Below are 25,568 nucleotides of genomic sequence, written 5' to 3' on the forward strand. Positions count from 1 at the left end.
GGCGCGAGAGCCGGGTGATCGTGTTCCGCAAGCCAGTCGTCCCGAGCGCGTGGCCTCCCGCGACGCAGCCTTCACGAAACGACCGGTCCCGGCGGTGCCCCGGCGACGTCGATGTGCGGACCGAATCCGGCAACGGAAGGCCGACGCGTACCCGACGGCCCGCCGGTGCCCGAGACGCGCCGACCCTCACGCGTCCCGAGCCCCGCGAACGGCGCCCGCACGCCGTCCCCCCGCGTCATTCGCGCGCAAGCCTCGACGTACAGGCTCGGCGACGGCGTGCGCGAGGGGCGGGCCGCTCCCGATCAGTGCGGACACCCGTCAAAGCCACGCGGAGGCATGGCGTGCGCGGTCGGGCCGCGGCCGGGTGGGAAGCAGGACGCCGTCGGCGCCTCCGTGAGGGACGATCAGGTGGTTCCCCAGGCCATGTGACAGTTCACGGGCGCCTGGCCTTCGAGCTGACAAACCCGAATGCTGATGCGCTGACCCTCGGGGAAGTTCTTGGCAACTCGTATGGTGTCGCCGTTGGCCCCGTTGGTGTCGCGGACGTAACCGCTCTGATTCCCGGTCACGTAGTAGAGCTGGACCCCCTTGCCGTCGGCGAACGTATCCTTGACGAGGAAATAGTCACCGTCGTGGTAGAAACCACCCCAACCCACCGTGTAGCCCGAGGAGTTCTTGAGCGTGACCGTCGCGTTGCCTCCGGCAGCGGCTGCCTGTCCCGCGGCCCCCATCGCAAGGGCGATGGTCGTCGCGGCGACGATCGGAAGTGAGTGTGCCAATTTCTTGTTCATGAACAACTCCCCGTAGAGCCGGGATCGGTTCCGATCCTGGCGAACTCCACATTCCGCTCGATTGGTCTGGACCAATCGAGCGAGAGACACAGTAAGACGATCACCCTCGAACGCGCCAGGTAATTTTTTCGTCGGCGCATCCGATGGCGCTCGCAGCAGGCCATCCACCGTCCTGCGCACATGAGTTCGGCCTCCTTCCGCGACCGCCCCGCACCGACGACCGTCTCGTCGTCAAGGGCCTGCGGGGCTTCACCCGAACCATAGGATCGAGCACTCGTCCGTGACCGGGGGACGGCGCGCGGCACGTCCCGGGCCGCCGGCCTTGATCGCTAGAGGACTTCGCCCGCGACTTCCTCGCCAGGGGCGGTCGCCGACAGGCCGAACGGCCGGGCCTTCGCTGCGGACGCGGGCCGGGCACCCGGTCGTCGCATCGCGCCGCTTCGCCGGAGGCAACCACCACGGCCGGCCGTGCCGGGATCCCGCGGCGTCGCAACCGTCGTCCTCGCGGTCGCTCCCCCGGTACTGCGGACCGAAGGAAACCGGCCTCGAGGCACCCGACCGCGACGACACCGAGCTCGGCGACGATGTGGACGCCGGCTACGACGCCACCCGCCTGGCGTTCGTCCTGGCGGATCTGCCCGTCGAGGTCGTGGGTCGGATCCGCTCGGATCGGGTGATGTTCCACCCGAGGCCGCTCCGTCTGCCGGGTACCAACGGCCGTCCACCCAAACACGAACCCGCGTTCGCACTCGACGGACCCGACACCTGGTCCGAGCCGAACCGCACCACCGTCGGCGAGACCACCCGCTACGGCACCGCACGAGCCGACGGCTGGGACCGAATGCGCTCACGACCGACCCATCGCACGAGTTGGCTCGACCAGGACGGTGAACTCCCCGTCGTCGGCGGCACGTTGATTCACCTGAGCGTCGACCACCTGTCCGGGGAACCGCAAATCCCGAGCCGGTCCGGCGGTGGTCCTCGAGAGCCGACGGCACCGCATACGACGTCGACCGCCACTGGCGGTCCTACCTCCGCCGATTCGACCTCGCACACACCTTTCGCCTGTTCAAGCAGACCCTGGGATGGGCCCGTCCCAGGATCCGCACGCCCCCGGCGGCCGACCGCTGGACGTGGCTTGTAATCGCCTGCCACACCCATCTGCGACTGGCCCGCCCGTCCGCTCGCTGCGGGGCTGCGTCGCTGCTGGCAGAAACCCGCCGAACCCGGGAGGTTGACCTCGGCCCGCGTCCGCCGCGGGTTGAGGAACATCCGCCCGAACCTCGGCCAACCGGCCGGGTCGCCGTCCGCGCAGGTCGCTTCGGCGTCGGTGTGGTGTGGGATCGCCGCGCACACGTCGGTGTCGACGCCGCCGACGGCGGCGTGCGGCGCCTGGGCGGGATCATGCTCCGCGACCGCGACCGCGACCACGGCGGTGGCTTCGGCGCCACCATCGTCACCCCGAACCGCGTCTCCACCGAGAACGCCGCCGGCGACCCCGATGCCGCCCCGGCCGTGATGAGGATCTCCGGAAACGGCCGGCCCTGGTCTTCGTTCGCCACATGCTCGAACGCTCGGCAAGGTTCGGGAGCCGTCCGACAGTTGAGGGTCGGGGCCGTCGCCTTCGACAGGTGCTTGTCCACGGCACGCAACTGACCATTACACCGAGCCCGATACACCGTTCGATTTACCGACCCGGCCCCGTCGGGCTCAGCGAGGACCGGGCGAGAACTGGGTGCGATATGTCCTTGTGTGATAAGGGAGTTCGAGCCGTTCGCGGTCCTTGAGGTCCGCGTGGGTGCGGACGAGGCGTTGCAGGTCCGCTTCGAACGCGTTCCGGCGGGAGGGCGGGGCAGTGATGTGGTACGAGTGGGACCGGTACAGGTCGAGCAGCGAGTCGAGGGAGTGCCGGACGGTGTGCGTGAACTCCCTGCGGACCAGCGGCAGGAACGGCGGAGCCACGACGGGGTCGTCGATCACGGCTTTGCCCGTCCGGTCGTAGCGGCTGAGGAGCAGGGTGAGTTCGGCCACCCACGGGGTGGCCTCGTCTCTGATGTTCCACAGCAGGACCAGGATTCCGCCGGGTTTGAGGACTCGGGCGAATTCGGTCTGGGCACGGTGTGGGTCGAACCAGTGGTACGACTCCGCGGCGACGATCGCGTCGACGCTGTCGTCGGGCAACGGGATGTCCTCGGCGGTGCCGGGCAGGATCGGTGTGTCGGTGGTGCGGCGGAAGTGGCTGCGCATTCCGGGGTCGGGTTCGACGGCCGTGCAGAGGTGGCCGAGGTCGGTGAGTTGGCGGGTGAGGATGCCCGTACCGGCTCCGAGGTCGACGATACGAAGCGGGACGGCGCCGAGCGCCCAGCGCAGCGCTCGGGTGGCGTAGCGAGGCCGAGAGCGGTCGTAGAGCGCGGCCACTTCGCCGAAGGAACTGCTGTAGGCGGCCTCCTGAGCCGTCATCACGATCTCCCTTGTCGCAACTCGACATTGCGGAACCGGTGCCTGTCACGGTCGCACGTGGACCGCGTCGGGCCGAAGGCGTGGAGGTGGGGGATGTGCGTCCGGTCCCCGCGGGGGGCGGTCGCCGCGAGGAACGGGACAGCGGCGGGTCCGCACCGCTCCGTAATTCGTGGAGTGGGACGGCGGATGTGGCAAGGGGGACGGTGGAGTCGTTCCGGCCCGGCAGGTGAGCTCCGACGCGACGCAGGGGCCGAAGGGCCGGACGTCGCTCGGCACGCCGACAGCCGACCCGGCGAGTGGGCGCTGCATTCGGGCCTCGATCTTCCCTGGCCGATTCGCCCGGGTCCGGGCGCGGGACCCGTTCGAGGCGAGAACCGGGGCCGGGTGTCCCGGTCTCGCCGGGAAGCCGAGGCGGCGTCTGTGGTTCGGGGCCTCGCGGTGGCGCGCCCGGTGTCACGGGTGCGGCTCGGGGTCGGCTCGAATCCGGTGCCGTGTGGTGGCGGGATCCGTCTTGTCGGGCGTCGGGCGTCGGGCGTCGAACGTGTCGTGGTGGTTCCCGTGTGCGGGCGCGGTCGATGCGGCGGTCGGGGTCGTCATGTGGTCAGGTCGTGCAGGATGGCGGATGTCGTGTGGGCCAGTTCGGTGATCTGGGGGTCGGTGTACCAGGCGCGGCTGTAGGTCAGGTCGACGGCCAGGCGGCCGCGGTAACGGCTGACGACCGCGAAGATCATCGGGACGTGGCCGAGCGGGGCCAGTCGCACGTCGCCGACGCGCGGCCCGTCGCGCGGTGTCGGTTCGTCGATGGTGCCCACGTTGGTGATGACCAGGCTGGGCGGATGATGGTCGAGCATGTGGGGGAAGGCGGCGAGTTCCATTGCCGCGGATCCGTCGGCCAGGTCGGCGCGCAGTTTCGCGTCCAGGTCGCGTCCGACGTCGACCGGGTCGGGGTGGTCGTCGATCGGCAGGCGAATGGATGTGGTGGTGGCCGCCGACTGCAGGACCTCGGTGGGGATCGGCGGGGAGAGTCTGCGGCGCATGTCCACGGCGATCGTGCACAGCAGCCGCACCGGGCCGGGTTCGCGGGACAGCGAACGCAGGGCGGTCAGCAGGGCGCCGCAGACCAGTGCGTTGACGGTGAGGGAGGCGTCGTGGGCGCGTCGCGCGAGCCGTTCACCGCGGTCGGGGCCCGCTTCGATGCCGATGACGCGGAAGGTCGGGTCGGGTCCGGGGCCGCCGTCGTGGGAGGCCGGGGCGGGCAGGAGCGCGGGCGGGAACTCGGCGTCCAGCCGGGCGCGTTCGGCGACGAAGTCACGCAGTCGCTCCGGCGGGAACAGGGCCGCGAGCACGTCGTCGAGGGCGGGGCCGAGGACCGGCCGTACGGGATCGGCCGGCACCGGGCGGCCGGCGGCCAGGTCGCCATAGAGGGCCCACAGGTGCCGATGGAGCGCCTGGTGGCTCATCGCGTCGGCGAACGCCCGTGGCAGCGTCGTCACGACCCGGCAGCGATCGGGAACACCAGGCGTCCGGAGCACCGTGGTCCGTAGCAGTGGCCCCTGTTCCCAGGTGAGAGGGGCGTTGATCTCCTCGTTCAGGTCGGTGCCCCTGCCGAGGACGAGCTCTGGTCCGGACGAGCCCGTGCGGACCCGTCGGCGGCCCCGCTCGTCCGTCGTGATCGTGCCGATCAACAGCGGATGGGCGACCCCGAGATGGGCCAACGCCCGCGCCAGGAGCTCGTCGTCCAGCTCACCGACGACCTCGCTGTGCAGGACCAGCCGAACTCCGGCCGCCGCGATGGCCGCCTCATGCGGTGCCAGAAAACGCTCCGCCACGCCACCTCCTCGATGCCCTACCCACACCGAACACCGTCGCACCCGACGGCGGACACCGGCGCGTCATCGACCGGTCTTCGCCCGAACGGGTGGTCGGCACGATCGGACCGCCCCCTCGTACAGCCGTCCGGCCGGCGACCGTGTCCCGGCCACCGCGACCGGGCGGGTTCGACTTTGAATACGTCACGCCGCCTCGCCCAGTCCGACATCCGAGTCGGTCGTGCCCGCCGAAACGATCGACGCCATCGGCGTTTTCGACGTCCCGTGGCGGCTCCGTGCTACGGCCGGCTCCGGTGCCGCCCTCGACTTGTCACTGCCGATCGACGAGGCGTTCGCCGACTCGTACGCCTGCCCGGGGAAGGTTCCGGGCCGGCCGCGGAGGCGGCTCTCCCGACGCGAATCGGCGTGCCGGGGGCGTCCGTTGGCGGGACGATCGCGCGCCCCGCGTGCACACGGGCTATGCGCCACCGCATGCACGATGGCCGGGCATCCCGCAAGGCTCTGCGAGCCGCGCGGATGAGCAACCCGTCCGGGGGTGTCGCAGTGTCGGAGCGACGACAGTGGTCGAGATGCTCGCCCGACGGTGTTTCGAGATGCTCGCCCGACGGTGTTTGAGGTGCCTGGTTTTTTCGGACAGTCGGGTTTGCGGTCCACTCACGCGACGAGTCGTAGGTGCGAGTCCGGGCCCCGCGATCAACCCGATCCGACGCGATGCCTGGTGAAGCAGAACTCCGCTCGCACCGCCTCTGGACTTCTCGTCTTGCGGCCCTCGATCTTGCCGCCTGAAGTCAGTTGGGCAACAGGGTCATCAACGGCTGAGACTACCCCGAACACGTCCGAAAGCTCCTCGACTTTCTCAACCCGGACGAATACGAAGCGAGACACCACGCACGCCGAACGGGCGACAGCCGATCACGCGACCATCGAAACCCTGCGACCCGCCTTGACCAGCCAACCAATACCTCCCCCACATTGGGGGAAGCTCCCCTGCCCGCGCGCCGCCGCGGGCAGCACCGCCGTCACCGTCGTCGCCGTCGTCACCGTCGGCATCTGCGGCGCACAGGGCGTGCCCTCCGGCCGGCCCTCCATGCGCCTGTGGGCCGAGGGCGCGTGCTGGAGATCGGCGCCGGCGGTGGGTGGAACGTCGGGTTGCTCGCCCATCGTCTCGGCGGCGCGCGACGTCGTCTCGGTGGAGGTCGACCCCGGGTTGGCCACGGCGGCACGCGGACGACTCCCGGCGAGCATCTCCAGGACCAGGCCGTGCGCGGTCTCGAACGCGGACTCCTCGCCGCGCCCTTCCCCGCGAACGGCCCCGGGTGTCCCCGGGCGGAGTCGACGGCGCACACGCCCGACCCCACCCGGGGGACGCGATCACGCGCGGCAGGTGTCCGCGCCGGTCACAGGTCGGCGAGTTCGGGGGCGACCTTGGTGTCGTAGAGGTCGTCGCGTTCGAAGTCGATCGAGCGGTGGTCGATCACCTTGGCGATGTCGCCGAGTTCCTCCGCCACCCACGGCCCCACCCCCGACCAGTCCGCAGTGCCGAACTCGGCCCCGCCGGACGAGGTGTTCTCCCAGGTCAGCAGAACCCACCTGAGCCGGCCTCCTTTGCCGGTGACCGCGTGGACGAGGGCGGCGTGCACGTACATGTCCACGTCGAGGTTGTCGGTCACGCAGGTCCGATAGTCGTCCTTGGACGGCCCGTCCGTGCCCGTCACTTCGAGGAAGACCTCGGTGGCCGTGTCGTCGTCGTTGGACCGGACCCCGAGCCGGAACGTGGTGGCCCCGTCGGCCTTCACCTTGGCGTAGTCGTCGAGGGTCGACCGGGGAACGGTGATGTCGCTCTGCCGCAAGCTCATCGGGGACTCCTCGGTGTCGGGCGTCGCCTCGCCGCTCTCCCGGGGCGGGGCAGCGGCGTCGGCGTATTGCTCTCCGTATTCTGTCCGACACGTACCGCTCCGCCGATCAATTCGCCGAAGTCGCCCCGGGTCACGCAGTCTTCGCAGGAATCGGTGGGCTTGCGACAGCCGTTCGGACACCGGCTCATGTCGGCGGCAGTGGCCGACCATCGCGACGCTTGGGGGCCACTGCGGGGCGACGGCTCCGGAGCCGTCGCCCCGGCTCGGAGGGGCTCCTTGTGCCCCGGGTGATCGACATGCCCGGTTTCGGGATCGGCAGGTCACCGATTTCGCAGCCCAGGACAACGCGGATGACGTCGCGGTCCTCCAGCTCGAGGGAGATCGGCTGTACCGACCACAACCCGGACATCGTGCCGGCGGAGAGCACCAAGCCGTGTTCCGCCAAGCTCCGTTGCAGCTCGGCCGCCTTCCGGATGCCCTTGTTCGCCGCGGTCAGCCGCAGGTTCCATCTCATCGGACCAGTCCTTCCAGCCGCTTGGCGGCCCGTTCCATCCCGGCGGCCCGGGCGTCCTCGACCCGGGTCCGCCGAACGTGGATGTACCGCATCGTCGTAGCGATCCGGGGATGCCTCAGAACCTCCCGGATCGCGAGTAAGTCCCGTCCGTTTCCGTAGAGTTGGGACGCGCAGAGGTGCCGCGGGACATGCGGTGTCGGCTTCTCGCCCCACCCCGGCAGATGCGCTTGGGCCGCGTTCCCGCGGCCGCCGCGCAAGGCGTCGTCGCCGACCCGCCGCGAGGATCCGTCCGTGTTCTTGCACTCCGAGGGAAACAACGGGGCGCCCGGTCGGGTGTGGTCGTCGTCGAACTGGCCCCCCAGACGTCCTCGATGAACCACCGGAGCGTCCGGTCGGCGCCGTTGAGCAGCGGCCCCGTTGATCAGCGGCGGCGTTGATCAGCGGCACCATCGGCTCGCGTGGCCCCGATCGCCGGGCGCCCTCGCCATGACGGGTGTGGAGCTTGCCGAAGCGGCCCAGCCCAGGTCCCGCTTGATGTCGTCCAGTCGAGCTTGCATGTCTGGCTCACCCACAGGGTGCTTGCTTCGCCCCATCGGTGTCGTTCGGTGGGGCGAAGTGCCGCCAGGCGTCTGGTGCGGGTGCGAACGGCGGCAGTTCCGGTCCGAGGCGAGGTGGACCTCGGACATCCGGCCGCCCCGCGAGCGCCCCGGCAGGGCGGCCTTCAGCCGGACCCTGTGCCGGCGGACTCGTCGTCGTTCCTCCCGCTCCGGGTCGATTCCGACGCCGTTCCCGTCTTGTCCTTCCGGGCCGCCATCTTTTGCCAGGCCTTCTCCTCTTCGGCGGCGACCTTCACCGAAGCGGTGAGCCTCTCGGGGTCGCGGTCCATCCCGGCCGCGTCGTGACGGGCCCGGACGGTGGTGGAGTCGACCTCGCGCCGAACTCCTCGGGCACCTCGCGCCACTGCGCGCTCGTTCGGAACCTCCGGATCACGCCCTCGATCTGCCGCCGCCCAGCCGCTCGGAATACGGACCGTACGCACCGATCGGCAGGTACGGCTCGATGAACTCGCCCTCCGCGTGATTCAGTTGCTCTCGCGTCACAACAAGACGATGCGCCGGACCAGGGGCGCCGTGACGACGAGTCCCACAGATTGATCACAACCCGATAAGCGACCTGGCGACCTAGCAGAGCATGGGAGACCAGTTGCCCGTCGGGCCGGTATAGCGGGCCGCGGGGTCTGCAGCCCACCAGAGCCGGTCAAGGAGGGCCAGGATCGTATAGATGCTCAGCATGTTCAGGCAGCGGCAGTCGGTGTATTTCGCGCGATAGGCCGCCTCGATGAGGGGTGCCCGCTGCTGCCAGGTGGCCGTGTCGTAGCCGCGGCAGCCGGGGCAGCCGCGAAAATGTGTGAGGCAGGCTCGGAGCATCCTGTCGTAGCGGGTTTTGTCCTGGCAGCGGGAGCGGAGATCGTAATCGTCGGGAGTCGAACTGGGCCGGAGCGGGTTCAGGTTGTTGAGCACGGGGTCGGCGTAGGGGTCGACTGAGGCCCGGCCGCGGGGGTCGGGGGCGGTCAGGTGGTCGAGGAGAACGTCGGCCTGGTAGCGGGCCATGTAGACCTGCCAGACCAAGAGCCGGCCGGCGATGTGGATGGCCCAGTCGGCTCCGTGATCGATGGCCCAGGCCCATACGTCGACGCAGAACCGGCGGACTACATCCACGCTTTCGACGCCGTGATGGGCGCTGACAATGGTGAACACGTTGTAGAACTCGTTCGCGAGGTTGTCATGACGGCGGTCACAGGCATCGTGTGTCACCACCGCAGCGAGGGCAACGGCGTCTACGGCGTCATCGTCCCCGATGAGCGGTCCTTGCTCGTGCCGGGCTTGGAGGGCCAGTGCCCGGATCGCCGCGTTGATCCCCCGGTATCGGATGGTGCGCTGCTCATCGTCGAGAGTACGCAGTCGGTCGGCCTTGGGGTGGAGGATGTCGAGGTAGATGGCCTGCGTTGACGCAAGCCAGGCATCCATGATCTTCCGTTCCTGCCCGTCGGGCTCATGGTCGCGGTGTACATGGTTGATGTACTCCACGACGCGTTGCGCGGTAATGTCGAGCGTCTCGGGCAGTTGCTCGCAGAAGTGGTAGTAGTCGGCGAAGGAGTCGAAGAGGCTGACCGAGCAGGAGCCGCGCACGCACTCTCGGCACAGGAGATTGTTGTCGACGAGGCACCAGGCGTAGCCGTAGGTCTGCTCGGCCACCCCATGCCAAAAGGGGGTGGCCGGCACGGGGATCGCTTCGGTCATGGCCCGGAGGAGAGCAGTACCGCGAGCCACGAAGCCACGGCGGCGGGGGGCGTCGACGACGAGAGGCAGGTCGGGGAAGTCCTCGAGCGCGCGCGTCTCCGCCAGGCTCTCCGCGAAGGGGACCCCCTTCATATGGGAGTCGTATGTACCGACCGAGGTGTCGGGGCCGAAGACATGCGCTCCCATGCCAGGCGTCCAAGCGTTCCGGAGCTCCGGGATCCGCCGCATGTCGGACGCAAGCCGAGCCGCGGTCTGCTCATCGGTCCGGAAGAGATCCGGCCCGAACAGAGCCGTCACGACAGAGGGTGTGGGCCGCTCATTGCTCACGGAGATGTCCATACCCCTTGGAGGTCCTCACAGAAACCGCGTTGGGTATGACCATCGGCTTGTTGGGTCGTTGTACCGGATATGCGTGGAGATGAGTCTCGTCCGTGGGTCGTTTCGGACGAACTGTGGTTCCTGGTTGAGCCGTTGCTACCCGAAACTGCCCCGAAGTCGACGCGTGGGCGTCCTCGGGTGCGGGATCGGCGGGCTTGTGCGGGACCAGATGTGCGTGCCCAGGGGGCGGCCGCGGGGTGTGCAGATCGCGATCTCGTGGGTGCGGTGGGGCATGAAGCGGACGGTGACCTCGGGGCCGGTCTGTGCGGTCATCCGGTCGGCGATGTAGTGGTGGTTGTGGAAGCCCACGCCGTGGCTGGTGATGACGTGGGTGCGGGAGTCGTCCTCGGGAGTGAAGATCCACACGTTCGTGGCGGGGATGTCGTTGAGCGGGGTGGGAGCGGGCTGGCATGCCTCGAGCGGGGTGTGACCGGGCAGGGCAGCGGGGCGATGCTCGGTGTTCGCCGGCTCCAGCACCGGCACGGCCGCCGGCGGGGCGCCACCCGGGAGCGGTACGCCGCCCGGGCGGGGCGGTGGTGGGGTGGGTGAAGCGGGGTCGCCGATCGGCATCCCCGCGCAGCGGGGCTCCGGCCGGCCTCGCAAGCCGTGCTCGGGAGCGCGAGTAGGGTTGAGGGGCCGGTGGGAGGAGGCATAAGTCCATGATCCTCACGTTCACCGCGTTTGCGTTCTCTCGGGGGTGCGGACCGCGTCCGGTCCCGGAGCGGACGGGCGCCTTCACCGGAGTGTGCCTTGGCCGTGGAATCGAACGAGCCGACCATGCGTCCGATCATCGGACACGAAGAACTCGATCTCTTCTGTCGACTGCCGTACGTCCTCAATGCGGAGTTGGCGGACGACCTTGCGGCCGGGCGCCGACGTCCGGAATGGATGTGGGTTGCCGTCCGCGGTGACCGCCTGCTCGCCAGGGTGGCTTGGTGGGGTCGATCGGGCGGCGACGCACCACTGGTCCTGGACGTCCTCGACATCGAGGACGGTGTCTCGGGTGCCGATCGCGTGGGCGTCGGGGTCCGGCTTCTGCACGCCGCGACGGCTGCCGTGCTGCCGAGCGGGTCGCGTCCCCCCGAGTACAGCCGTTTCGTCCCGCCGCACTGGCGGGAGAACGCGGTGACCAGGCAAGCGGTCGAAGACCGCATGGCGGTACTCGAACGAGCCGGTGCCCGGCTCCTCGTCGAACGTCTGCGGCTGGAATGGCGTCCGGGATCGCCGGTTCCCGAGCCCGACGGGCGTCTGGTGTTCCGGCCGGTCCACGACGGCGAGGAACTCGTGGCGCTGATGTCCTCGGTTCTGGAGGGGACCTTGGACGCTCACGACCGTGACGACCTGACCCGGATGCCCGTGCACGAAGTGGCCGTTCGGCACTACGAGGACGAGCTGGCGCGTTACACCAGCCCGCGGGAATGGTGGCGCGTCGCGACACTGCCCAGCGGGGAGCCGGTGGGGTTCGTCGTCCCGGCCCGCAACGACTACAACGCGATCATCGCCTACGTTGCGGTCCTGCCCCGGCACCGAGGCAACGGATACATCGACGGCATCCTCGCCGAGGGCACCCGAATCCTCGCCGGGCAACGCGTCCCTCGCATCCGCGCGTCGACAGACCTCGGCAACATTCCGATGGCAAACGCCTTCCGGCGCGCCGGATACATCGATTTCGAACGTGAGATCACCATGACCTGGAGCTGATCGAGTATCGGCGGGGGCTCCAGCCGGTGATCTCGCCGATGCCGAGTATCGACAGGTGGATCTCAGCGTCCGGGTGCGCCCGAGGATGGGCGCTCACCTGCTCTTCCAGCGCGTCTGTCTGCTCGTTCAGCGCGATCAACGACCTCGCGTGCGCAACGGCCGCCGTGCCGTGGGCGGCGGAGACCGACCGGAGCGAGGAGGCCGAGCCAGGGTTCGCGCAATGTAGCTCGGACCGCAGCGGCCTTCCGATCCCGGTTTGCGGTGCCGGTGCGGGTGCCGGTGCCGGTGCCGAGTAGGACAGCGGTGATCTACTCCTTCGCCGGCTTCGCCGCTTGAGCAGCGCCCACGCGTGGGCTTCGACCGTCGCGCTCTCCAGGACTCGCGACCGCAAATACGCCGGCTCCCAGAACGCCCCGCGCACCGCGTCCTCCGTGAGATCACGCCGGCCCGGCTCCAGATGCGCGAACTCGTGCCAGGGCCGGCTGTGGGCATCGTGGAACGCCCGGAACGACAGGGCGGCCGGGCGCCGCTGCGCGTTGTCCACCGACGACCCGTTTCCCGAGCCGATCGGCTCCTCCTCGGTCACGGCTCACCCAGCCTCCGGCCCGGGCCCACCGCGTGCCGGGTCGTCGCGGCCGGCTGCCACCCGGTCACGACGACGGCGCCCACCACATACCGGGGTCGAACGCTGTTCCCGCACAGGGGCGTTCCGGGCGGGGCGGGTATCGCCGGCAGCCGGAGCATCACCTCGACAACGTCGGTCGTTGCCGCAGGCTCCTCGTTTCTCGTCGTCACCGCGCGGGCGCCGGGCGCGGGCTTGGAACCCTCGGTCCCAGGGACGGCAAACCGCCTCGAACGCCTGAGTGCATCACACCGCTCCGTCCCGAGGAGATCGTCCGGTTTCGATGGGAATCGACCCGAGCACGTCGCACGCACGAGAGCGGGCCGGACGACTCCGGCGTCGCGTAGAGGCGTTCCGAGCGCGAGACCTGTCGTGGGCGGCGGGCCACGCCGATGGCGAAACCAGAGAAAGGAACCGCGCCGGGGCGCGGTTCCCGCACGCCGCACCCCGGGTGCAGCTCCCTGATCCGGTCGTTCGGCTACGAGCGCTCGGCCGACAACAGCACGTCGCGACCAGGGGTCATTCGGTCCAACGAGTGATGAACCATCCCAACAAGGCGCGGACCATGCCCGAGACGGTGCCGGTGGCCACTGTGTGAGCCCAGGACTTCGAGGTGCTCTCCTGCTTGGAACGTTCAACCGTCATCGTCGTCAAATCCCCTGTTCGGTGAACCCGTCGGGTCTACGGTCGGTCCACGGAGCGTGTTGCCGAAGGCGCTACATGCTGCCGATGCCGTGGCAACGGACCTCACCTCGTTGCCACTTCGCCGGCAACACTCGCGAAGGACAACGACGATCGGGGAAGCGATGGCGAACGAATCCGGCGGCCGATTGCAGCCGGGGGCTCCGAACCGGGAAGCCGGGCCGTGGTTCGGAGACGTCAAGGGCCTCGGCCCCATGGGGGCGCTACAGCCGCTCGGGGCCGATCTCAACGCGTCCCGGAAGGCCTTGGCGGACGCCTTGAGGACGCTGTTCTCGGCCCTGGACGTTTCCGTTCGTCGATACGGCGCCCGACGGCACCTCAACGCGGCGACGATCTCGCGTTATCTCAACGGGACGCGGATGCCGTCCTCGAACTTCATCACGGATCTGTTGAGGGACGCTCACGAGCATCGCGGGATCCCGCTGACCCCGGAAGCGGAGCAGCGCTGCCGGGAGCTGTACTACGCCGCGCTCGAGGCCGAGGACCACACGAAGCACAGGATCCAACTCCTTCGGGACAAGCTCGAGATGGCGGACGAACGTGCTCGTCAGGCGGCGATCCGGGAGCAGGTACTGGGCGACGCCGTCCAGGCTCGGCAAAGTCGCATCGCGGACCTGGAGACCCAGGCGCGCCGGTTGCGTCTGTTCGCCGAGGCAGAACGCGCGGAGACGGTGCTGGAGCTGGGCACCGTCACCGACGAACGCGACCGGTTGACGGCCGAATGCCACCGCCTACGCGAAGAGGTGGGCCGACTCGAGAGGGAACTCACCGCCGCGCACACCAGGACCCTCCAGGCAGAGGACCAGTGTCAGATCCTGGAACGCCAACTCGAAGTAGTCGAGACGACGACGCCCGAGACCGACGAGGACGACGTGGAACAGGAGGAGCGACTGGATCGCGTCATGGACGAGGTGACGAGGCTGCGCCAGGAGGTGCGGGTGCTTCGCGTCGTCGCGATCGCGGATCCCGGCTTCCCCGACGTGCGTGGCGTGGCGTACGCCGTGCGAAGGCACCTGCGCGCCGGCCGGCCGCAGGAGGCGAGGACGGTCCTCAGCCACGCCGCTTACCGGTTGTCCGTCGAGCGCCTCGTCGAACTGTTCGGTTTCGTACGCGGCCTCGGGGACGACTCCCACTTCGATCACTTCGGCGAGTTGCTCACGGAAGTGTGCGTCGATACTCGCCCCGACGCCCACCTCGCCGAGTTGCACCGCCAATTGAACCAAGCCTCCTATCGAGCGGAAGCAGCCCTGCTCGTCCGGAAGGGCCACGACAGACAGGCGCGCACCCGTTGAAGATCGACGCCCCGTGGGCGATCACCGGTACCACAGCGCGCGTTCCGCCGGCGCGGGGGGCGCGTCTGGTCGACGGATGCGGCTACCCGAATGTGGGCGACGTCGTCGCGGTGGCCGGGCCAGACCTAGCCGCCCGCCGACTGGGAGACGTGCGCCAGGGCCGAGATGAGCGGCGTCGTCGAAGACTGGCGCATCTCTCGTGGTCCCGCGACGCCGCCGACCTGACGTGGCGAGTGCGCCTGGTGGCAGAGACCGACGCCTGCCGCGACTGACGTCCTTACGTCAGCCGTCGATCACGGATCGGAGAACTCGATCACCTATGCGCCACTGGGTGTCCTCCGAGTTCGGCGTCCCGGGGGGAAGCGACCGTGGCGAGTTTGCTCGCCACGCCAGTGCTCTGACCGGGATGGTTCGCCAGGTTGCCGACATGCCCGACTGGGGGGCTCCGGGCGAATGGGCTTGAGATTCTCATCGGGTGGGCGGGGCCTTGATCGAAGTCCTCAGTGGTGGAAAAGCCTGAGGCCGGTGCGGGTGAGGGCGACCTGATGTTCGCGGCAGGCGTCCTCGACTTCGGCGGAGCGGATTGATCCGCCCGGTTCGGCGATGTAGGCGACGCCGTGCCGGTGGGCGTGGTCGACGTTGTCGCGGAACGGCAACGCGCCGTCCGAGGCGAATGCCACCTCTGCCAGGCCTGCGAGCCACTGCGTGCGCTGCTCGTCCGTCAGCTCGGGGGCGGGCGCGGTCAGGGCTGTCGACAAACGTGCGCTCTCGTCCGGGGTGAGATCGCCCTCGATGAAGCGGATCTGCCAGTTGATCCGGTCCTGGCGCCGGATGCCCGGTTGGAAGGCGAGCGCACGGACGGCCGGGTGGCGTCGCAGCCACCAGATGTCGGTCTTCGCGCCGGCCAAGCGGGTGCAGTCGACGCGGGACTGCTGACCGGCACCGATCCCCAGGGTCGCCCCGCCGCGCAGGTAGCACACGGAGTTGGACTGCGTGTAGCGCAGGACCGCCAGGCCCAGCAGGAGATCCTCGGCTGCCGTGGTCGGCAGCGTGCCGCATACGACGTTCTCCAACAGGGCGGTGGACAGCGTCACCTCGTCGCGCCGCTGGGACAACCGCAGGCCGAACACCTCCCGTGTCTCGTCCCGCGGGGGTGTGAAGGCTTGGTCCGCTTCCATGACCAGGAAGCGGCCGTTCTTCTTCTTGCCGAGCGTGCTGACGGTGCCGGGGGCGTATCCGGGGGCGATGACGCCGTCGCAGACCACGCGGGACAGCAGTTCGGCGAGTTCGGTGTCGACCGGGTGCGACACGGCGGCGAAGTCGCCGTAGGAGGACTTCGGATCGGCGTCGCGGGCACGCAGGTATGCGCTGGTGAGGGCGCCGACACCATGGCGGTCGATGCCGTAGAGCTCGGCGGTGACTTCGTCGACGGGGCCGGCCACGGCCGCGCCGGCGGGCGAGACGTGCTTGAAGGAGGCTGCGGCCGGCCGGTTCAGGGCCCGGCTCGCCTCCAGCACCAGCTGCCAACTGTTGAGCGCGTCCAGCATGTTGACGTAGGACGGGCTGCCCTGCAACACCCGGACCGGCCATCGGCCGAGTTGCACCGGCGCGACAGTCGCCGTCGTCTGCTGCGGGTTGATCCCATAACGCAGTTCCACGTCACAGCCTCCTGTGTCAGCGGGACATCACTGACGCAGGCGCCCAGGCGGTCGACGCTCACGTGGGAGAACGGCCGCTCCCCGGTGGTTCTCCACCTTCGCCAGTTGCGGCCGGAAACGATGTTACGCGCAACGGACCTTGACGCCGTTGTGCGCGGAGAGGTTGTCCATGATGACGTAGATCGGGACACCCCCGGGCCGGGCGGCACGGATCGAACCGAGCGCGGCCAGGCTGTTGCCGGCGCTGTTGCGGCGACGGTTGACGCCCCACAGGGTGTCGTCGTCGATCGAGTAGCAGCCGTGGAGGTAGGTGAGTCACTCCGTGGGTGCGGTGGTGGGTCGCGGGCAGCCGGTCCGGTCGGACCTGCTCGGCGCACCAGGATCCGCCGGTGGCGGCGGTGCTGCCCCGGCGCACGACCTGCGCAGCCGCTGCCCCTCCTGGTCGGTCGGTCTACGGACTTCGACCGGCTCTGCCACCACGCCTCCACGCCCCGGATCGGATGTGTCCTCACATCCAACCGGCTTGCCGTCCTGCGCGGGCCCGTTTCATTCTTCGTTTCCGACGCCTCGGTAGCGCTGTGCGTGAACACCGAGCGGCAGATCTTTTCGTAACGCACGTGAGCGGACGGGGTGGCCCTCTTGGAGCGAGTATCCCGAGGGCGGCAGCGACCGAGCGGCACATCCCGACCGACCGATCCGGCGACTTCGACCGCCGCCTCGGCGGCCGGCCCGAAAGAAGCGCGTTGCCAGGACTTCTTCGACTCGGTGTTCAACGACATGCAGCCGGTGAACGCCGCCGCGAGGTGCCTCGGCGCCCGCTACATCCAGCACCGCCCGCACGCTCCCGACGGCGCCGACGCGTTCGTCGAGTTCGTCACCGCTTTCGGGGCCGGTTCCTGGACCTGACCATCGACTTCAAGCGGGTGTCGGCCGAGGACGAGCCGGTCGTCGTATACAGCTTGATGCGCGCATCGCGGGAGGATCGGGGTAGCGCGGTCGCGGACATCGTGCGTATCCGCGACGCCCGGATCGTCGAGCGCTGGGACGTCATCGTGCCGATCCCGGAAACCGCCGCGAAGGGCAAGAGGGCAAGAGGGCAAGACGATGTTGTGACCCGAGCCGGCCCGCCGGCCCCCCTCACAACGCGATCGCGCGATAGGCCGACGCCGCGACGACGATCTCCTCGGCGGACTCGAGGGTGCCGTCGCCTCCGGCCGGCCCGCCGAAGATCAGCTCGGTCACCCTCGGGTGCGCCACGTTGACCGTCAACACCAGTAGATACCAATCGAGTTCGGCGTCCCCCGCGAGGATGCGTTCGACGATCTCGACCAGTTCCGCCCGAGTGATGTCGGCGATCCGGGGCCGGGCCGGCCGGGCCGCCTCCAAGGCGAAGTCCGCCAGGGACCGTGATCCGTGGTAATCGGCGAAGTCCGCGATCGTGTAGTCGTGTCCCGTCCTTGCCCGGAAGGCGACCATCGCGGCCTCGGCCTCGCCCGGCCCGCCGGCGCCGTCGTCGTGGCGAATGAGCTCGCCGATCCGCTCGATCTCGGCGGCAAGCTCGGCGAGCCGCCCCGGATCGACGACCGGCGGCGACCATCGTGTCCGCACGTGCGTCCCTCCTCCCGCTCAGCCGAGTTGCTTCTCCACCTCGGCGACCACCAGCTCGCACATCTCGTGGGTGCGCAGCGTGTCGTCGAGGTCGGGGAAGACGCCCGTGCGGACCGCGTCCAGGAAGGTCAGGACCACCTGTTCGATCCCGCGTTGGCGCGCGATCGGGGTCCAGTCGCCGCGCCGTCGGGTGGTCGGCAAGCCTTGGTGGTGGTCGACCACGTCGGCCAGGTTGTACACCTCGCGTGTGCCGTCCCGACCGGAAACCTCCAGGATCTCCTGGTTCGACCCACTGCGTAGATTCAGCATGCCGATCGCGCTGAAGCCGGAACCGGACAGGTGCAGCACGAAGTGTTGCGCGAATCCGTCCACGACGCGGGCGCGCACGTCCACGCGCTCGATCTCGCCCGGGGCCAGGAAACGCAGCGTGTCCACCACGTGGATCAGGTCGTCGAAGGTCACCGTGCGCAGTTCGCGCGCGGTGTCGACGCGGTTGCGACGGATCACGATCAGGTCGCGCGGCAGTTCGCGGCTTTCCGCGTACGCCGGCACGTGCCGACGGTTGAAGCCGACCATCAGGCCGACGCCGCGTGCCCGGGCCAGCTCGATCAGGCGCGCGCTCTCGTCCAGGCTGTACGCCAGCGGCTTGTCCACGTAGGTGGGCACGCCGGCCTCGATCAGCCGGGTCACGATCTCCGGATGGGCCGAGGTCGCCGCGTGCACGAACGCCGCGTCCAAGCTCTCGGCGAGCAGCCCGTCCAGGTCGGCGTGGCAGTGCTCCGCGGGCACCCGGTAGGCCTCCGCGACCCGGCGCAGCGTCGCGGGCGTACGGGTGTGCAGGCGCAGTTCCAGGTCCGGCAGGGTCGAGAGGACGGGTAGGTAGGCCTTTTCCGCAATGTCGCCCAGACCGATCACGCCGACCTTCATCGGGCCGCTCCTCCCATTGGCGCCGCCGGGCCACACGTCCGGGTCACGGCCCCGCCAGCATATGCACACCCGTTCGGGTGATCGGACGGTACCGACGCGGATCGGCGCGCTCCCGGCGCCCGGCCCGGTTCGGCGCGCCGGGCTCCGACTGTTTTCGTTCCCGGAACTCGGCCGGGCTCGGCGCCGCGATCGCGGTCTCGTCGTGCTCGCGTATCACCGCCGGGTCCACCTCCTGCCGCTATCCGGCAGGTCCGCCCGCTGCGCACGGCCCGCGGCTTCGCGTGAGCGAGGACATAGTCCTGGTCGATCCGGGAACGGCCGCGGACCGGGATGCGTGCCAGTGGGTCTGAGCAGGCTGCGACCCCGGTGGCCTTGCGTCGCACGTCCTGCCGGGCGTGGGCGGCGGTCGACCCGCTCGTTCACCGACGCGGTACCGCCGCGGCCCTGCCGACGCAGCGCGAACAGCGGAAGCCAACGGCCCTACCAGAGACGAGAGTTGATCCGGAAACAACCGCAACGACAAACCGGCAGCCACGAAAAGTCGTCATGCAGAAGGTCACGAACTCACCACGTGAGCAACGTTTTTGGAGTGAATTGAACTCATTCCACTCCGCTTGCCGCGACCTGGCCGTCCAGGTTGGTGTTCAGGATGCGGTTGATCGGTGCCGGTGCGGGGTCGGCGGGCCTTTTGGAGCAGGGTTCGAGGCGGCGGTACCGCGTCTGTCGTGCCTCGCGCGCCGTTGAACTTGCCGCGGGTTGGTGCCGGGGCGGAGCCGCGCTGGAGTACACCCTCGACGACCTCTTCGAGGTGGATACCACCCCCGTCGAACGACAAGCGGCGCCCTGCGGCCGGTCGTGGAAACACCGACGGTTACCTCCGTGCGCGACCGCTCCGTGCCGCCCTGTGATCGGCGGACGAGACGATGGGCGAGGAGCAAAGCAACTGCGTCGGGTGCGGCGCCCCGGTCGGCCTGTCCCGGATGTAGCAACTTGCATCTTCTGCAGGTGAATACGGGCCGAGGTCTCACGTGCTCGCGTGTGTGCTCCGACTGCGACCACCCCGTCCGCGACAAGGACGCAACGCGGTGCAGCGACTGCGCGCGCAAGGCCCGCCAACGAGCCGCGCAACAACCCTGTCCGCGCTGCGAACGACCCGGCTGTCTACGCGAGGACACCGGCTGGTGCGGCCACTGCTCGCGCCCCCGCCGGACGAAACAAACCCCTCGCGCGTGGCGGGACTGCGGGAGCGTGCGCCGGCACGCGGGAGACGGCCTGTGCTCGGCCTGCCGGCAACACCGACCCGAACGACCCTTGACCGGAGGCGGGAACCTCATCACGGATCACGACGAACCCCGTTCGGGGTTGGGCGAGTTCGGTGTCGAGGTCGCCACCCGGTTCTGCGCGGGGTACACCTGCGTCTTGCTCACCGATCTCGGCCGACTACTCGCGGACGGCCACTCGAATCATTCACAAGCCGTGCTCGACCGCGCCTGCCGAACAGGACGATCCTGGAGCGCGTCGGGGCCGAGCGTCGGCGTCTGCGGCCGGCGATCGAGGAGGAGGGGGACGTTTCTTGATCGTGGTTGTCCTCGGCGATACGGCACCGTGATCGCCGCCGCGTGGGATCGGCTCGGCTCAGGTTGACTCGTCGCGACGCGTGGGAAGGGCTCGACGGCCAGTTGCCGATGGTCTCTGCGGACTGTCGTCCGGCCGGCCGCGTCGGCCCGACCGAGCTCCTGCGGGAGCCGCATCCGGCAGTGAACGGTAGGCGGGCGGGAAAGCTGTGCAAGGATACGCGCGTTCCCGCCATCGAACGATTGGTCGATCTGGTTCATGCGCCCCGCCCGCGGACGTTTCGCCGCCGCCCTCGTCCCCCTGCTTCTGGCGGCCGGCGCGTGTGGGCCCGGCTCCGACGATGCTCGCGATTCAGGACATGGGTCGAACAGCCTTGGCGCCGCGGCGAGTTCGGCAGGAGTCCCGTCGAACGTCGCGTCCGACGCGCCAACGGGGAGCGAGTTCACCGCCGAGCAATTGCGGGCCGTGTGGGTCGTGGAGGGGGACCTGCCGAAAGGGTGGACGCCAACGGGGGAGGCCACCCGGCCGGCGTTGAATCCGAAAGCGGCCAAGCCGCAGTGCCAGCCGTTCGCCGATCTGGAGGACCTGTCCGGGGCCGCCGCGCCGAAGGCCGTCACCCATCTCGCACTGGAGTCGAAGGAGACGCCGGGCACCATCCACTCGGTGAGCCTCGCCCTGCTCCCCGGGGACAATGCGGCCAAGGCCCTGGAGGCGGCCAGGAAGGCCCTGCCATCGTGCGGCGACTTCGCGGAGACGACCGACGACCCCGCCCCCGAGGAGAGTTCCACCGTCGAATACGCGCTGACCGGCGGCGCCGGTTACGACCTCGGTGACGACGCTCTGTCGCTGGCATTCGGCACGGACGGGCTGTACTCGATCGTCGTCACCGTGGTCCGGGTGGGGCCGGTATTGGTCAGAGGCATGTCCGTGAACGTGTTCGGCCCACCACCGGCGGCGATACCCGAGGCGGTCATGAAGGCGCAGGTCGACAAGGTCGCGGCGATCACGCGCCCTGCACACTGAGGTCGAGCGACGACGCCCACCGGAGGCCGTGGGGTCGCCGGCATGCGCCGTCTGTCGCCAGGCGGTATCGCCTCCGGGTTCGGTCTCCGGGCGGATGTGATGCAGGAAGTATCCGTTGTACTCGCTCAGATCGACACGGAGCGGTACCCGCAGACGGGAGCAGTCCGTCGAACGTGCCGGTCTGCCGGTACCGGCGGCGTGGCGGGATGGCGGCGTGGCGGGATGATCCGCAGCACTCGACAGCCTGCTGTTCGAGCACCTGGTCGGGTTCACCGGGGCGGACGTCGCCGCCTGGGGCGGGCGTCGCCGACCGCGGCACCGAGCCGGAGGCCCGTCGCGGCGCCGACGATGTCACAACTCGAACGCCTGATCGCGACCTGGGCCGTCGGGGCTTGGCGGACCGGCGGCCCTGACGCTCCGGCCTCGTCGTTCCCGCACCCACACCCGCACCGGCGGACCATCCGGTCGGCATGCACCCGCGATGCCGTCGGGTCGGCGCACGAGCGGGACTGCGGGAGCGAGTGTTGCGGGGGTTGCTCGTAGTCGGGCGGGGCTGGGGCGGACATCAGGACGGAGACGACGAACTCCTGCCACGGCGCGCATCGGTGGACCGACAGGAGTCCCAGGACGCCGGTTTCGCCGGGGCGGGCGCGGCGGGTGGGCTCCTCGCCGGCGGGCGGAGACGGGTGACGCCATGGCCGTTTGCGTCTTCGCCGGCTGGTCGGGTGTGGCACGTCCGGTCCGGTGAAGCGGGTGGGGCAGTCGGCTCCCGTGGTGGCCCATCGGATTGGGGTGGGGCAGTTCCACGGCTGTATACGCACGGACGGGTCGGGGCGTCGGGCACGAGGGGGTGTCTCCGGGGCCGCCCTTGTCGTCGTCCGAGACCGGCGACAAGAGCCGGCCTGCCGGCCTGCCGGCCTTCGTCTTCGCCGGTGCCGTCTGCGGCCGGGCGGGACGAAGCACGCTTGTGCAGGCGAACTGCTCGGGCAACTACTTGAGGGCGGCGAAGGCGTCGAGTTCGGCGTAGGTCGCCTCGGGTCGTTCGAGGTGCGGCAGGTGGCCTGCCCGGGCCACGAGCGCGAAGTGCGCGTCGGGGAGAGTGGCCGCGAGGCGTCTTCCGTAGGAGGGGGTGACGATGCGGTCGCTGTCGCCCCACACCACGAGCGCCGGTACTCGAATGTCGCCGAGGCGGCCGAGCAGGGTCGGGTCGTGCATGTAGGGGTCGCCCGCGATGGCTCGCAGGGCGGCGATGTTGGCGGCGCGGGCGGCCAGTTGTGCGGGCGGTACCGTCGAGGGGTCGACGCGGAACCGGTCCGGGTCGAAGTAGGAGTACTCGGCGACGCCACGAGCATCGAGGGCGAAGAAGTCACGGATCGGGTGCTCGGGGATGTCGACGCCGACCGCGTCGATCAGGACGATGCCCGCCACGATTCCGCTCTCGTCGCGCAGTGCCATCTCGGCGGCGATCCAGCCGCCGAGCGAGGAACCGACCAGGACCACGCGCCGGTGCCCTTCGTCGGCGAGCAGACGCAGGTACACGGATGCGAGATCGCCGACCGTACCCAGTGCCGCGGGCCGCTCGGTGCCGTCCCATCCGGGGTGGGTCGGCGCGATCACGTGCCGGGACTCGGCCAGGTGTTCGGCGATTCCCGCCACCGTGCCGGGGCCGCCGCCGCCGTGCAGGACCAGGGCGGCGGGGGCCTCGCGGCTTTCGTCGGCCGCTTCGGAGATGGTGATGGGCAGGTCGGGACGCAGGTGCACGGTACGGGTGGTCATGCGGGTCATCCGGGGCCCTCCACAGGTGGGTGCGGCGGTTGTGCTTCGCAGGGCCACACTAATTACGCATGCGTATATACGCAAGCGTAGTCGGGTAGGATCGACGGCATGACCGTGAACCTCGAGGTGCTCGGCCGCGCCGTCAAGCAGGTGCAGTACCGGCACCATCGCGCGCTCGACACCGGCCTGGCCGCAGTGGGCACCACCCTCGCGCAGTGGGACGCGCTGCGCGCGATCGCCCGCTCGCCCGGTGCCTCCGGGCACGAACTCGCCCAGGCGACGTTCCAGGGCGACCAGGCGTTCGGAACCCTCGCGAACCGGCTCGCCTCCCAGGAGTTGATCGAACGCCGCCCTGGGCACGGTCGACGCGTCGAACACCACCTCACCGAGCGGGGCGAACGCGTTCTGGCGGCCGGCCGGCCCGTGGCGCAGCGGGTTCTCTCCGCGTCGTTCGCCCCGCTCGCGCAGGAGGAGCGTGAGGTCCTGCTCGGCCTGCTCCTTCGGATCGCCGCCGCGCCCGGTGCCGGATGATCCACCTGTAGGGCCGCGGCGGACTCCGCCGCGCATTCGCCCGTTCCGTGCGATCGGGAAGCCCGCCGCGGACCACACCGGCATCGCGCCGTTCGAAGCCGGTGCCGTCCTTTCCGGGCTCGTTGGTGGGGTGGGGTGCCGTATGTCTGCGGGTTCTGCGTTGACAGTGGCAGCGGGACGGCGGGAGGCGCAGGCCGTGGGCATGATCGGTGGCGGTCCGGTGGTGAGGGGCCGAGGCCCGATCGTTCGGCGAAGGCCCGTGCCCGGGTCGGCAGTTCGGGCCGGCGGGCTGTTGCCTACACTCCGGCCCATGAACTCGACAGCACACACCGCGGTCGACTCGGGTCGGGCCACCGAGCACGTCCTCAACTTCGCTCACGAGGCTGCGGCACGTTCGGCGGCGGAGGAACTGGCAGCGCTGGGGCACCTGTTGGTCGCAGCCCGAGTGGCCGATGAGCGGGCGAGGGCCTGGGATGGGTTGCCGGCGGGATGGTGGCAGGTGCGGTCGGTGGCAGCGATCGTCGGGGACACGGACGACGCACGGCACTGGGCATCCGTCCGGACTCTCGTCCGGGTCGACACGGTGGCTCGACGGCACGGCGGTTTCACGAGCGGGGGCAGCGACGGCAACCGGGCAAGCATGCTCGGTGGGTTCGACCGTGCCGGGTTGGTGTACGAAGCACCGGCCGGGCGACCGATGCCGACCATGGCGGTCGCGCCGTCCTTGGAGGTACCGGTGCCCGGATGGACGGACGGTGGCTCCTACACCAGGTCGGACCTGGTCGATGCCGTGCGCGCGGTGGCACGCCGGCTGTACGGCGACGCCGCCGGTCTGCCGGACAACGTGGATTGGCTGTTCGACGACGACTGTTTCGGCTCGTTGTCCGACCGTGACGCGGAGTTCATGGGTCGTCTTTGCGAAGCCGTGTCGTCCGACGGGCAGGCGTGTGACATCGACGCCGACTCCGTCGAGTTCGTGGCCGCGTTGGCGGCGGACGACCACGTACCCGCGGCCGAACGTGCGCATTTTCTGTACGCGTTGCTGAAATCGGCGACCTCGGCACACCTGTACGAGGTGGACATGATGGACCGGGCCACCGCGCTCGGGGAGAGCAGCGAGGAGAGCGCGGACGAGCGCGCGGTACGCCTGGCTGTACAGGCGCGCGTGCCCGCCCTACTGGCCCACTGGGACGCCGAAGTCGACGCGGGCCGCCTGCTGTTGGCGGCGCTGGCGACTCTGGTGCCCGAGTCTGCGGCGTTCGTCGGGCCCCGGCTCGCGTTGCTCCCGGCTCCGGCCGAGACCCGGCGCGCCGACGTGATCCGACTCATCCACGCTCTGCTCCACGACGACCAAGACGACCACGGCGACCATGTCGCCGACGCACTCGACGCCGTGGCGCGCTGGGAGGGCGAAACGGCCATCCGCGCCGCAACCGATGCGGATCGCCGGACGGTCGCCCTTGCCATGCTCGGGGACCTGGTCTCGGAGGAGACGGGCCCGACCACCCACCGCGACGAGGCCCACCGCCTTTGAGGGGGGCTCGATCGGGGAGCGGCGCCCGATGGCCCACCCGGCGTTTCGTCCTCCCCATGGCCCACCCGGCGTTTCGCCCTCCCGGTGTCCCACCGGCGCCGATCCACGCGTCGCCGCGGCAACCCGGACGTCGTCCGTGAACAACGCGAGCGACTCCCCGACCGTGAACAGGTCGCCGGTACCCCTGGCCACCACCCCGCCGGCGGCGGCCGAGGCCGGCCCGTCGCAACGGTCCCGGACGGGCGGAGCTGCCGTTCACCGCGCGCGTTCCCGCGTCCCCCGGATCCGGGGGACGCGATCGGCGCGGGTGCCACGACGAACGGGCGACCGGCCTCGGTGTTCTTGTCGTCGAGATGGAGAAAGCCCCCGGTGCCGATGGGCAGGACGGGGCTCTCGGCGAGATCACCGCGCTCCGCGTGTCCGGCCCCGGATCGCACACCACTGCATGAGCCGACCGGGAAGCAGCTCGCCGGGTCACCCCCGGCTCGGGG

Annotated in this window: 21 protein-coding genes, 4 pseudogenes and 1 riboswitch; of the genes and pseudogenes, 8 read left to right on the top strand and 17 right to left on the bottom strand. The window is 69.9% G+C overall.

The genetic code is table 11. From position 1 onward, the window contains the following. Nucleotides 1-404: 404 nt before the first annotated feature. Nucleotides 405-791 carry a hypothetical protein gene (locus GT354_RS01970; protein ID WP_161354404.1) on the bottom strand — a complete coding sequence of 129 codons (387 nt, stop codon included), beginning with the start codon at nucleotides 789-791 and terminating at the stop codon, nucleotides 405-407. Nucleotides 792-1,377: 586 nt separating this feature from the next. Between GT354_RS01970 and GT354_RS01975 the strand changes: the two genes are divergently transcribed. After that, complete coding sequence (locus tag GT354_RS01975; RefSeq protein WP_161354405.1) at nucleotides 1,378-1,935, top strand: transposase; 558 nt, start codon at nucleotides 1,378-1,380, stop codon at nucleotides 1,933-1,935. Between the two features lie 566 nt (nucleotides 1,936-2,501). On the opposite strand, the gene GT354_RS01980 is transcribed toward GT354_RS01975, so the two are convergent. The 8 genes and pseudogenes from GT354_RS01980 to GT354_RS02015 all read right to left on the bottom strand — a co-directional run bounded on the left by GT354_RS01980 (nucleotide 2,502) and on the right by GT354_RS02015 (nucleotide 10,089). Further along, nucleotides 2,502-3,251 (bottom strand): class I SAM-dependent methyltransferase, encoded by a 750-nt coding sequence (locus GT354_RS01980; RefSeq protein ID WP_161354406.1) that lies wholly within the window; start codon nucleotides 3,249-3,251, stop codon nucleotides 2,502-2,504. 593 nt (nucleotides 3,252-3,844) lie between these two features. Beyond that, nucleotides 3,845-5,080: a condensation protein gene (locus GT354_RS01985; protein ID WP_161354407.1), complete on the bottom strand. Its 1,236-nt coding sequence runs from the start codon at nucleotides 5,078-5,080 to the stop codon at nucleotides 3,845-3,847. Between the two features lie 912 nt (nucleotides 5,081-5,992). Beyond that, complete coding sequence (locus tag GT354_RS01990) at nucleotides 5,993-6,424, bottom strand: hypothetical protein (protein ID WP_161354408.1); 432 nt, start codon at nucleotides 6,422-6,424, stop codon at nucleotides 5,993-5,995. Between the two features lie 53 nt (nucleotides 6,425-6,477). Beyond that, nucleotides 6,478-6,936, bottom strand: a complete 459-nt coding sequence (locus tag GT354_RS01995; protein WP_161354409.1) for a hypothetical protein — start codon at nucleotides 6,934-6,936, stop codon at nucleotides 6,478-6,480. 184 nt (nucleotides 6,937-7,120) lie between these two features. Beyond that, a complete protein-coding gene (locus GT354_RS02000; protein ID WP_161354410.1) occupies nucleotides 7,121-7,450 on the bottom strand; it encodes a helix-turn-helix transcriptional regulator in 330 nt (109 codons plus the stop codon). Nucleotides 7,451-7,578: 128 nt separating this feature from the next. Beyond that, nucleotides 7,579-7,830: pseudogene (locus GT354_RS56285) on the bottom strand (hypothetical protein); the annotation flags it as partial. A 267-nt stretch (nucleotides 7,831-8,097) separates the two neighbouring features. Further along, nucleotides 8,098-8,550: pseudogene (locus GT354_RS53305) on the bottom strand (transposase); the annotation flags it as partial. An 81-nt stretch (nucleotides 8,551-8,631) separates the two neighbouring features. Further along, complete coding sequence (locus GT354_RS02015; RefSeq protein WP_161354412.1) at nucleotides 8,632-10,089, bottom strand: hypothetical protein; 1,458 nt, start codon at nucleotides 10,087-10,089, stop codon at nucleotides 8,632-8,634. A gap of 69 nt (nucleotides 10,090-10,158) precedes the next feature. Between GT354_RS02015 and GT354_RS53310 the strand changes: the two are divergent. Beyond that, nucleotides 10,159-10,284, top strand: a pseudogene (locus GT354_RS53310) (IS5/IS1182 family transposase); the annotation flags it as partial. Here the strand turns inward: GT354_RS53310 and GT354_RS02020 are convergent. Further along, nucleotides 10,225-10,698, bottom strand: a complete 474-nt coding sequence (locus tag GT354_RS02020) for a Mu transposase C-terminal domain-containing protein (protein ID WP_161354413.1) — start codon at nucleotides 10,696-10,698, stop codon at nucleotides 10,225-10,227. The pseudogene GT354_RS53310 and the gene GT354_RS02020 overlap by 60 nt on opposite strands. A gap of 207 nt (nucleotides 10,699-10,905) precedes the next feature. On the opposite strand from GT354_RS02020, the gene GT354_RS02025 reads away from it, so the two are divergent. Next, a complete protein-coding gene (locus GT354_RS02025; RefSeq protein ID WP_161354414.1) occupies nucleotides 10,906-11,829 on the top strand; it encodes a GNAT family N-acetyltransferase in 924 nt (307 codons plus the stop codon). Here GT354_RS02025 and GT354_RS02030 read toward each other — a convergent pair. Beyond that, nucleotides 11,810-12,415, bottom strand: a complete 606-nt coding sequence (locus tag GT354_RS02030; RefSeq protein WP_161354415.1) for a hypothetical protein — start codon at nucleotides 12,413-12,415, stop codon at nucleotides 11,810-11,812. The genes GT354_RS02025 and GT354_RS02030 overlap by 20 nt on opposite strands. Nucleotides 12,416-12,970: 555 nt before the next feature. Continuing rightward, nucleotides 12,971-13,096, bottom strand: coding sequence for a hypothetical protein (locus GT354_RS55605; protein ID WP_272923735.1), 126 nt, complete (start codon nucleotides 13,094-13,096; stop codon nucleotides 12,971-12,973). A 161-nt stretch (nucleotides 13,097-13,257) separates the two neighbouring features. Between GT354_RS55605 and GT354_RS02035 the strand changes: the two genes are divergently transcribed. Continuing rightward, a complete protein-coding gene (locus tag GT354_RS02035) occupies nucleotides 13,258-14,445 on the top strand; it encodes a hypothetical protein (protein WP_161354416.1) in 1,188 nt (395 codons plus the stop codon). Nucleotides 14,446-14,945: 500 nt separating this feature from the next. Here the strand turns inward: GT354_RS02035 and GT354_RS02040 are convergent, their stop codons facing one another. Both GT354_RS02040 and GT354_RS53315 read right to left on the bottom strand, forming a co-directional pair. Beyond that, nucleotides 14,946-16,103, bottom strand: coding sequence for a phosphoribosylaminoimidazolecarboxamide formyltransferase (locus GT354_RS02040; RefSeq protein ID WP_161354417.1), 1,158 nt, complete (start codon nucleotides 16,101-16,103; stop codon nucleotides 14,946-14,948). A 34-nt stretch (nucleotides 16,104-16,137) separates the two neighbouring features. Next, nucleotides 16,138-16,222, bottom strand: a riboswitch (ZMP/ZTP riboswitch). Between the two features lie 13 nt (nucleotides 16,223-16,235). Beyond that, nucleotides 16,236-16,461, bottom strand: a pseudogene (locus GT354_RS53315) (IS630 family transposase); the annotation flags it as partial. Between the two features lie 407 nt (nucleotides 16,462-16,868). Here GT354_RS53315 and GT354_RS02045 point away from each other — a divergent pair. After that, entirely contained in the window at nucleotides 16,869-17,009 is a 141-nt protein-coding gene (locus GT354_RS02045) for a hypothetical protein (RefSeq protein ID WP_161354418.1), read from the top strand. 231 nt (nucleotides 17,010-17,240) lie between these two features. Here the strand turns inward: GT354_RS02045 and GT354_RS02050 are convergent, their stop codons facing one another. Both GT354_RS02050 and GT354_RS02055 read right to left on the bottom strand, forming a co-directional pair. After that, nucleotides 17,241-17,711: a hypothetical protein gene (locus GT354_RS02050; protein ID WP_161354419.1), complete on the bottom strand. Its 471-nt coding sequence runs from the start codon at nucleotides 17,709-17,711 to the stop codon at nucleotides 17,241-17,243. Between the two features lie 18 nt (nucleotides 17,712-17,729). Next, nucleotides 17,730-18,638 carry a Gfo/Idh/MocA family oxidoreductase gene (locus tag GT354_RS02055; protein ID WP_161354420.1) on the bottom strand — a complete coding sequence of 303 codons (909 nt, stop codon included), beginning with the start codon at nucleotides 18,636-18,638 and terminating at the stop codon, nucleotides 17,730-17,732. Between the two features lie 2,106 nt (nucleotides 18,639-20,744). Between GT354_RS02055 and GT354_RS02060 the strand changes: the two genes are divergently transcribed. Further along, nucleotides 20,745-21,236, top strand: a complete 492-nt coding sequence (locus GT354_RS02060) for a hypothetical protein (RefSeq protein ID WP_161354421.1) — start codon at nucleotides 20,745-20,747, stop codon at nucleotides 21,234-21,236. Between the two features lie 990 nt (nucleotides 21,237-22,226). Here the strand turns inward: GT354_RS02060 and GT354_RS02065 are convergent. Continuing rightward, a complete protein-coding gene (locus tag GT354_RS02065) occupies nucleotides 22,227-23,021 on the bottom strand; it encodes an alpha/beta fold hydrolase (RefSeq protein WP_237534287.1) in 795 nt (264 codons plus the stop codon). A gap of 99 nt (nucleotides 23,022-23,120) precedes the next feature. On the opposite strand from GT354_RS02065, the gene GT354_RS02070 reads away from it, so the two are divergent. Both GT354_RS02070 and GT354_RS02075 read left to right on the top strand, forming a co-directional pair. Then, nucleotides 23,121-23,543 carry a MarR family transcriptional regulator gene (locus tag GT354_RS02070; RefSeq protein WP_161354422.1) on the top strand — a complete coding sequence of 141 codons (423 nt, stop codon included), beginning with the start codon at nucleotides 23,121-23,123 and terminating at the stop codon, nucleotides 23,541-23,543. Nucleotides 23,544-23,853: 310 nt separating this feature from the next. After that, the gene (locus tag GT354_RS02075; RefSeq protein ID WP_161354423.1) at nucleotides 23,854-25,077 is read left to right on the top strand and encodes a hypothetical protein; all 1,224 of its coding nucleotides are present in this window, start codon (nucleotides 23,854-23,856) and stop codon (nucleotides 25,075-25,077) included. Nucleotides 25,078-25,568: the final 491 nt, after the last annotated feature.

The organism is Streptomyces sp. SID3343 (genome assembly GCF_009865215.1).
Classification (GTDB): Bacteria; Actinomycetota; Actinomycetes; order Streptomycetales; family Streptomycetaceae; genus Embleya.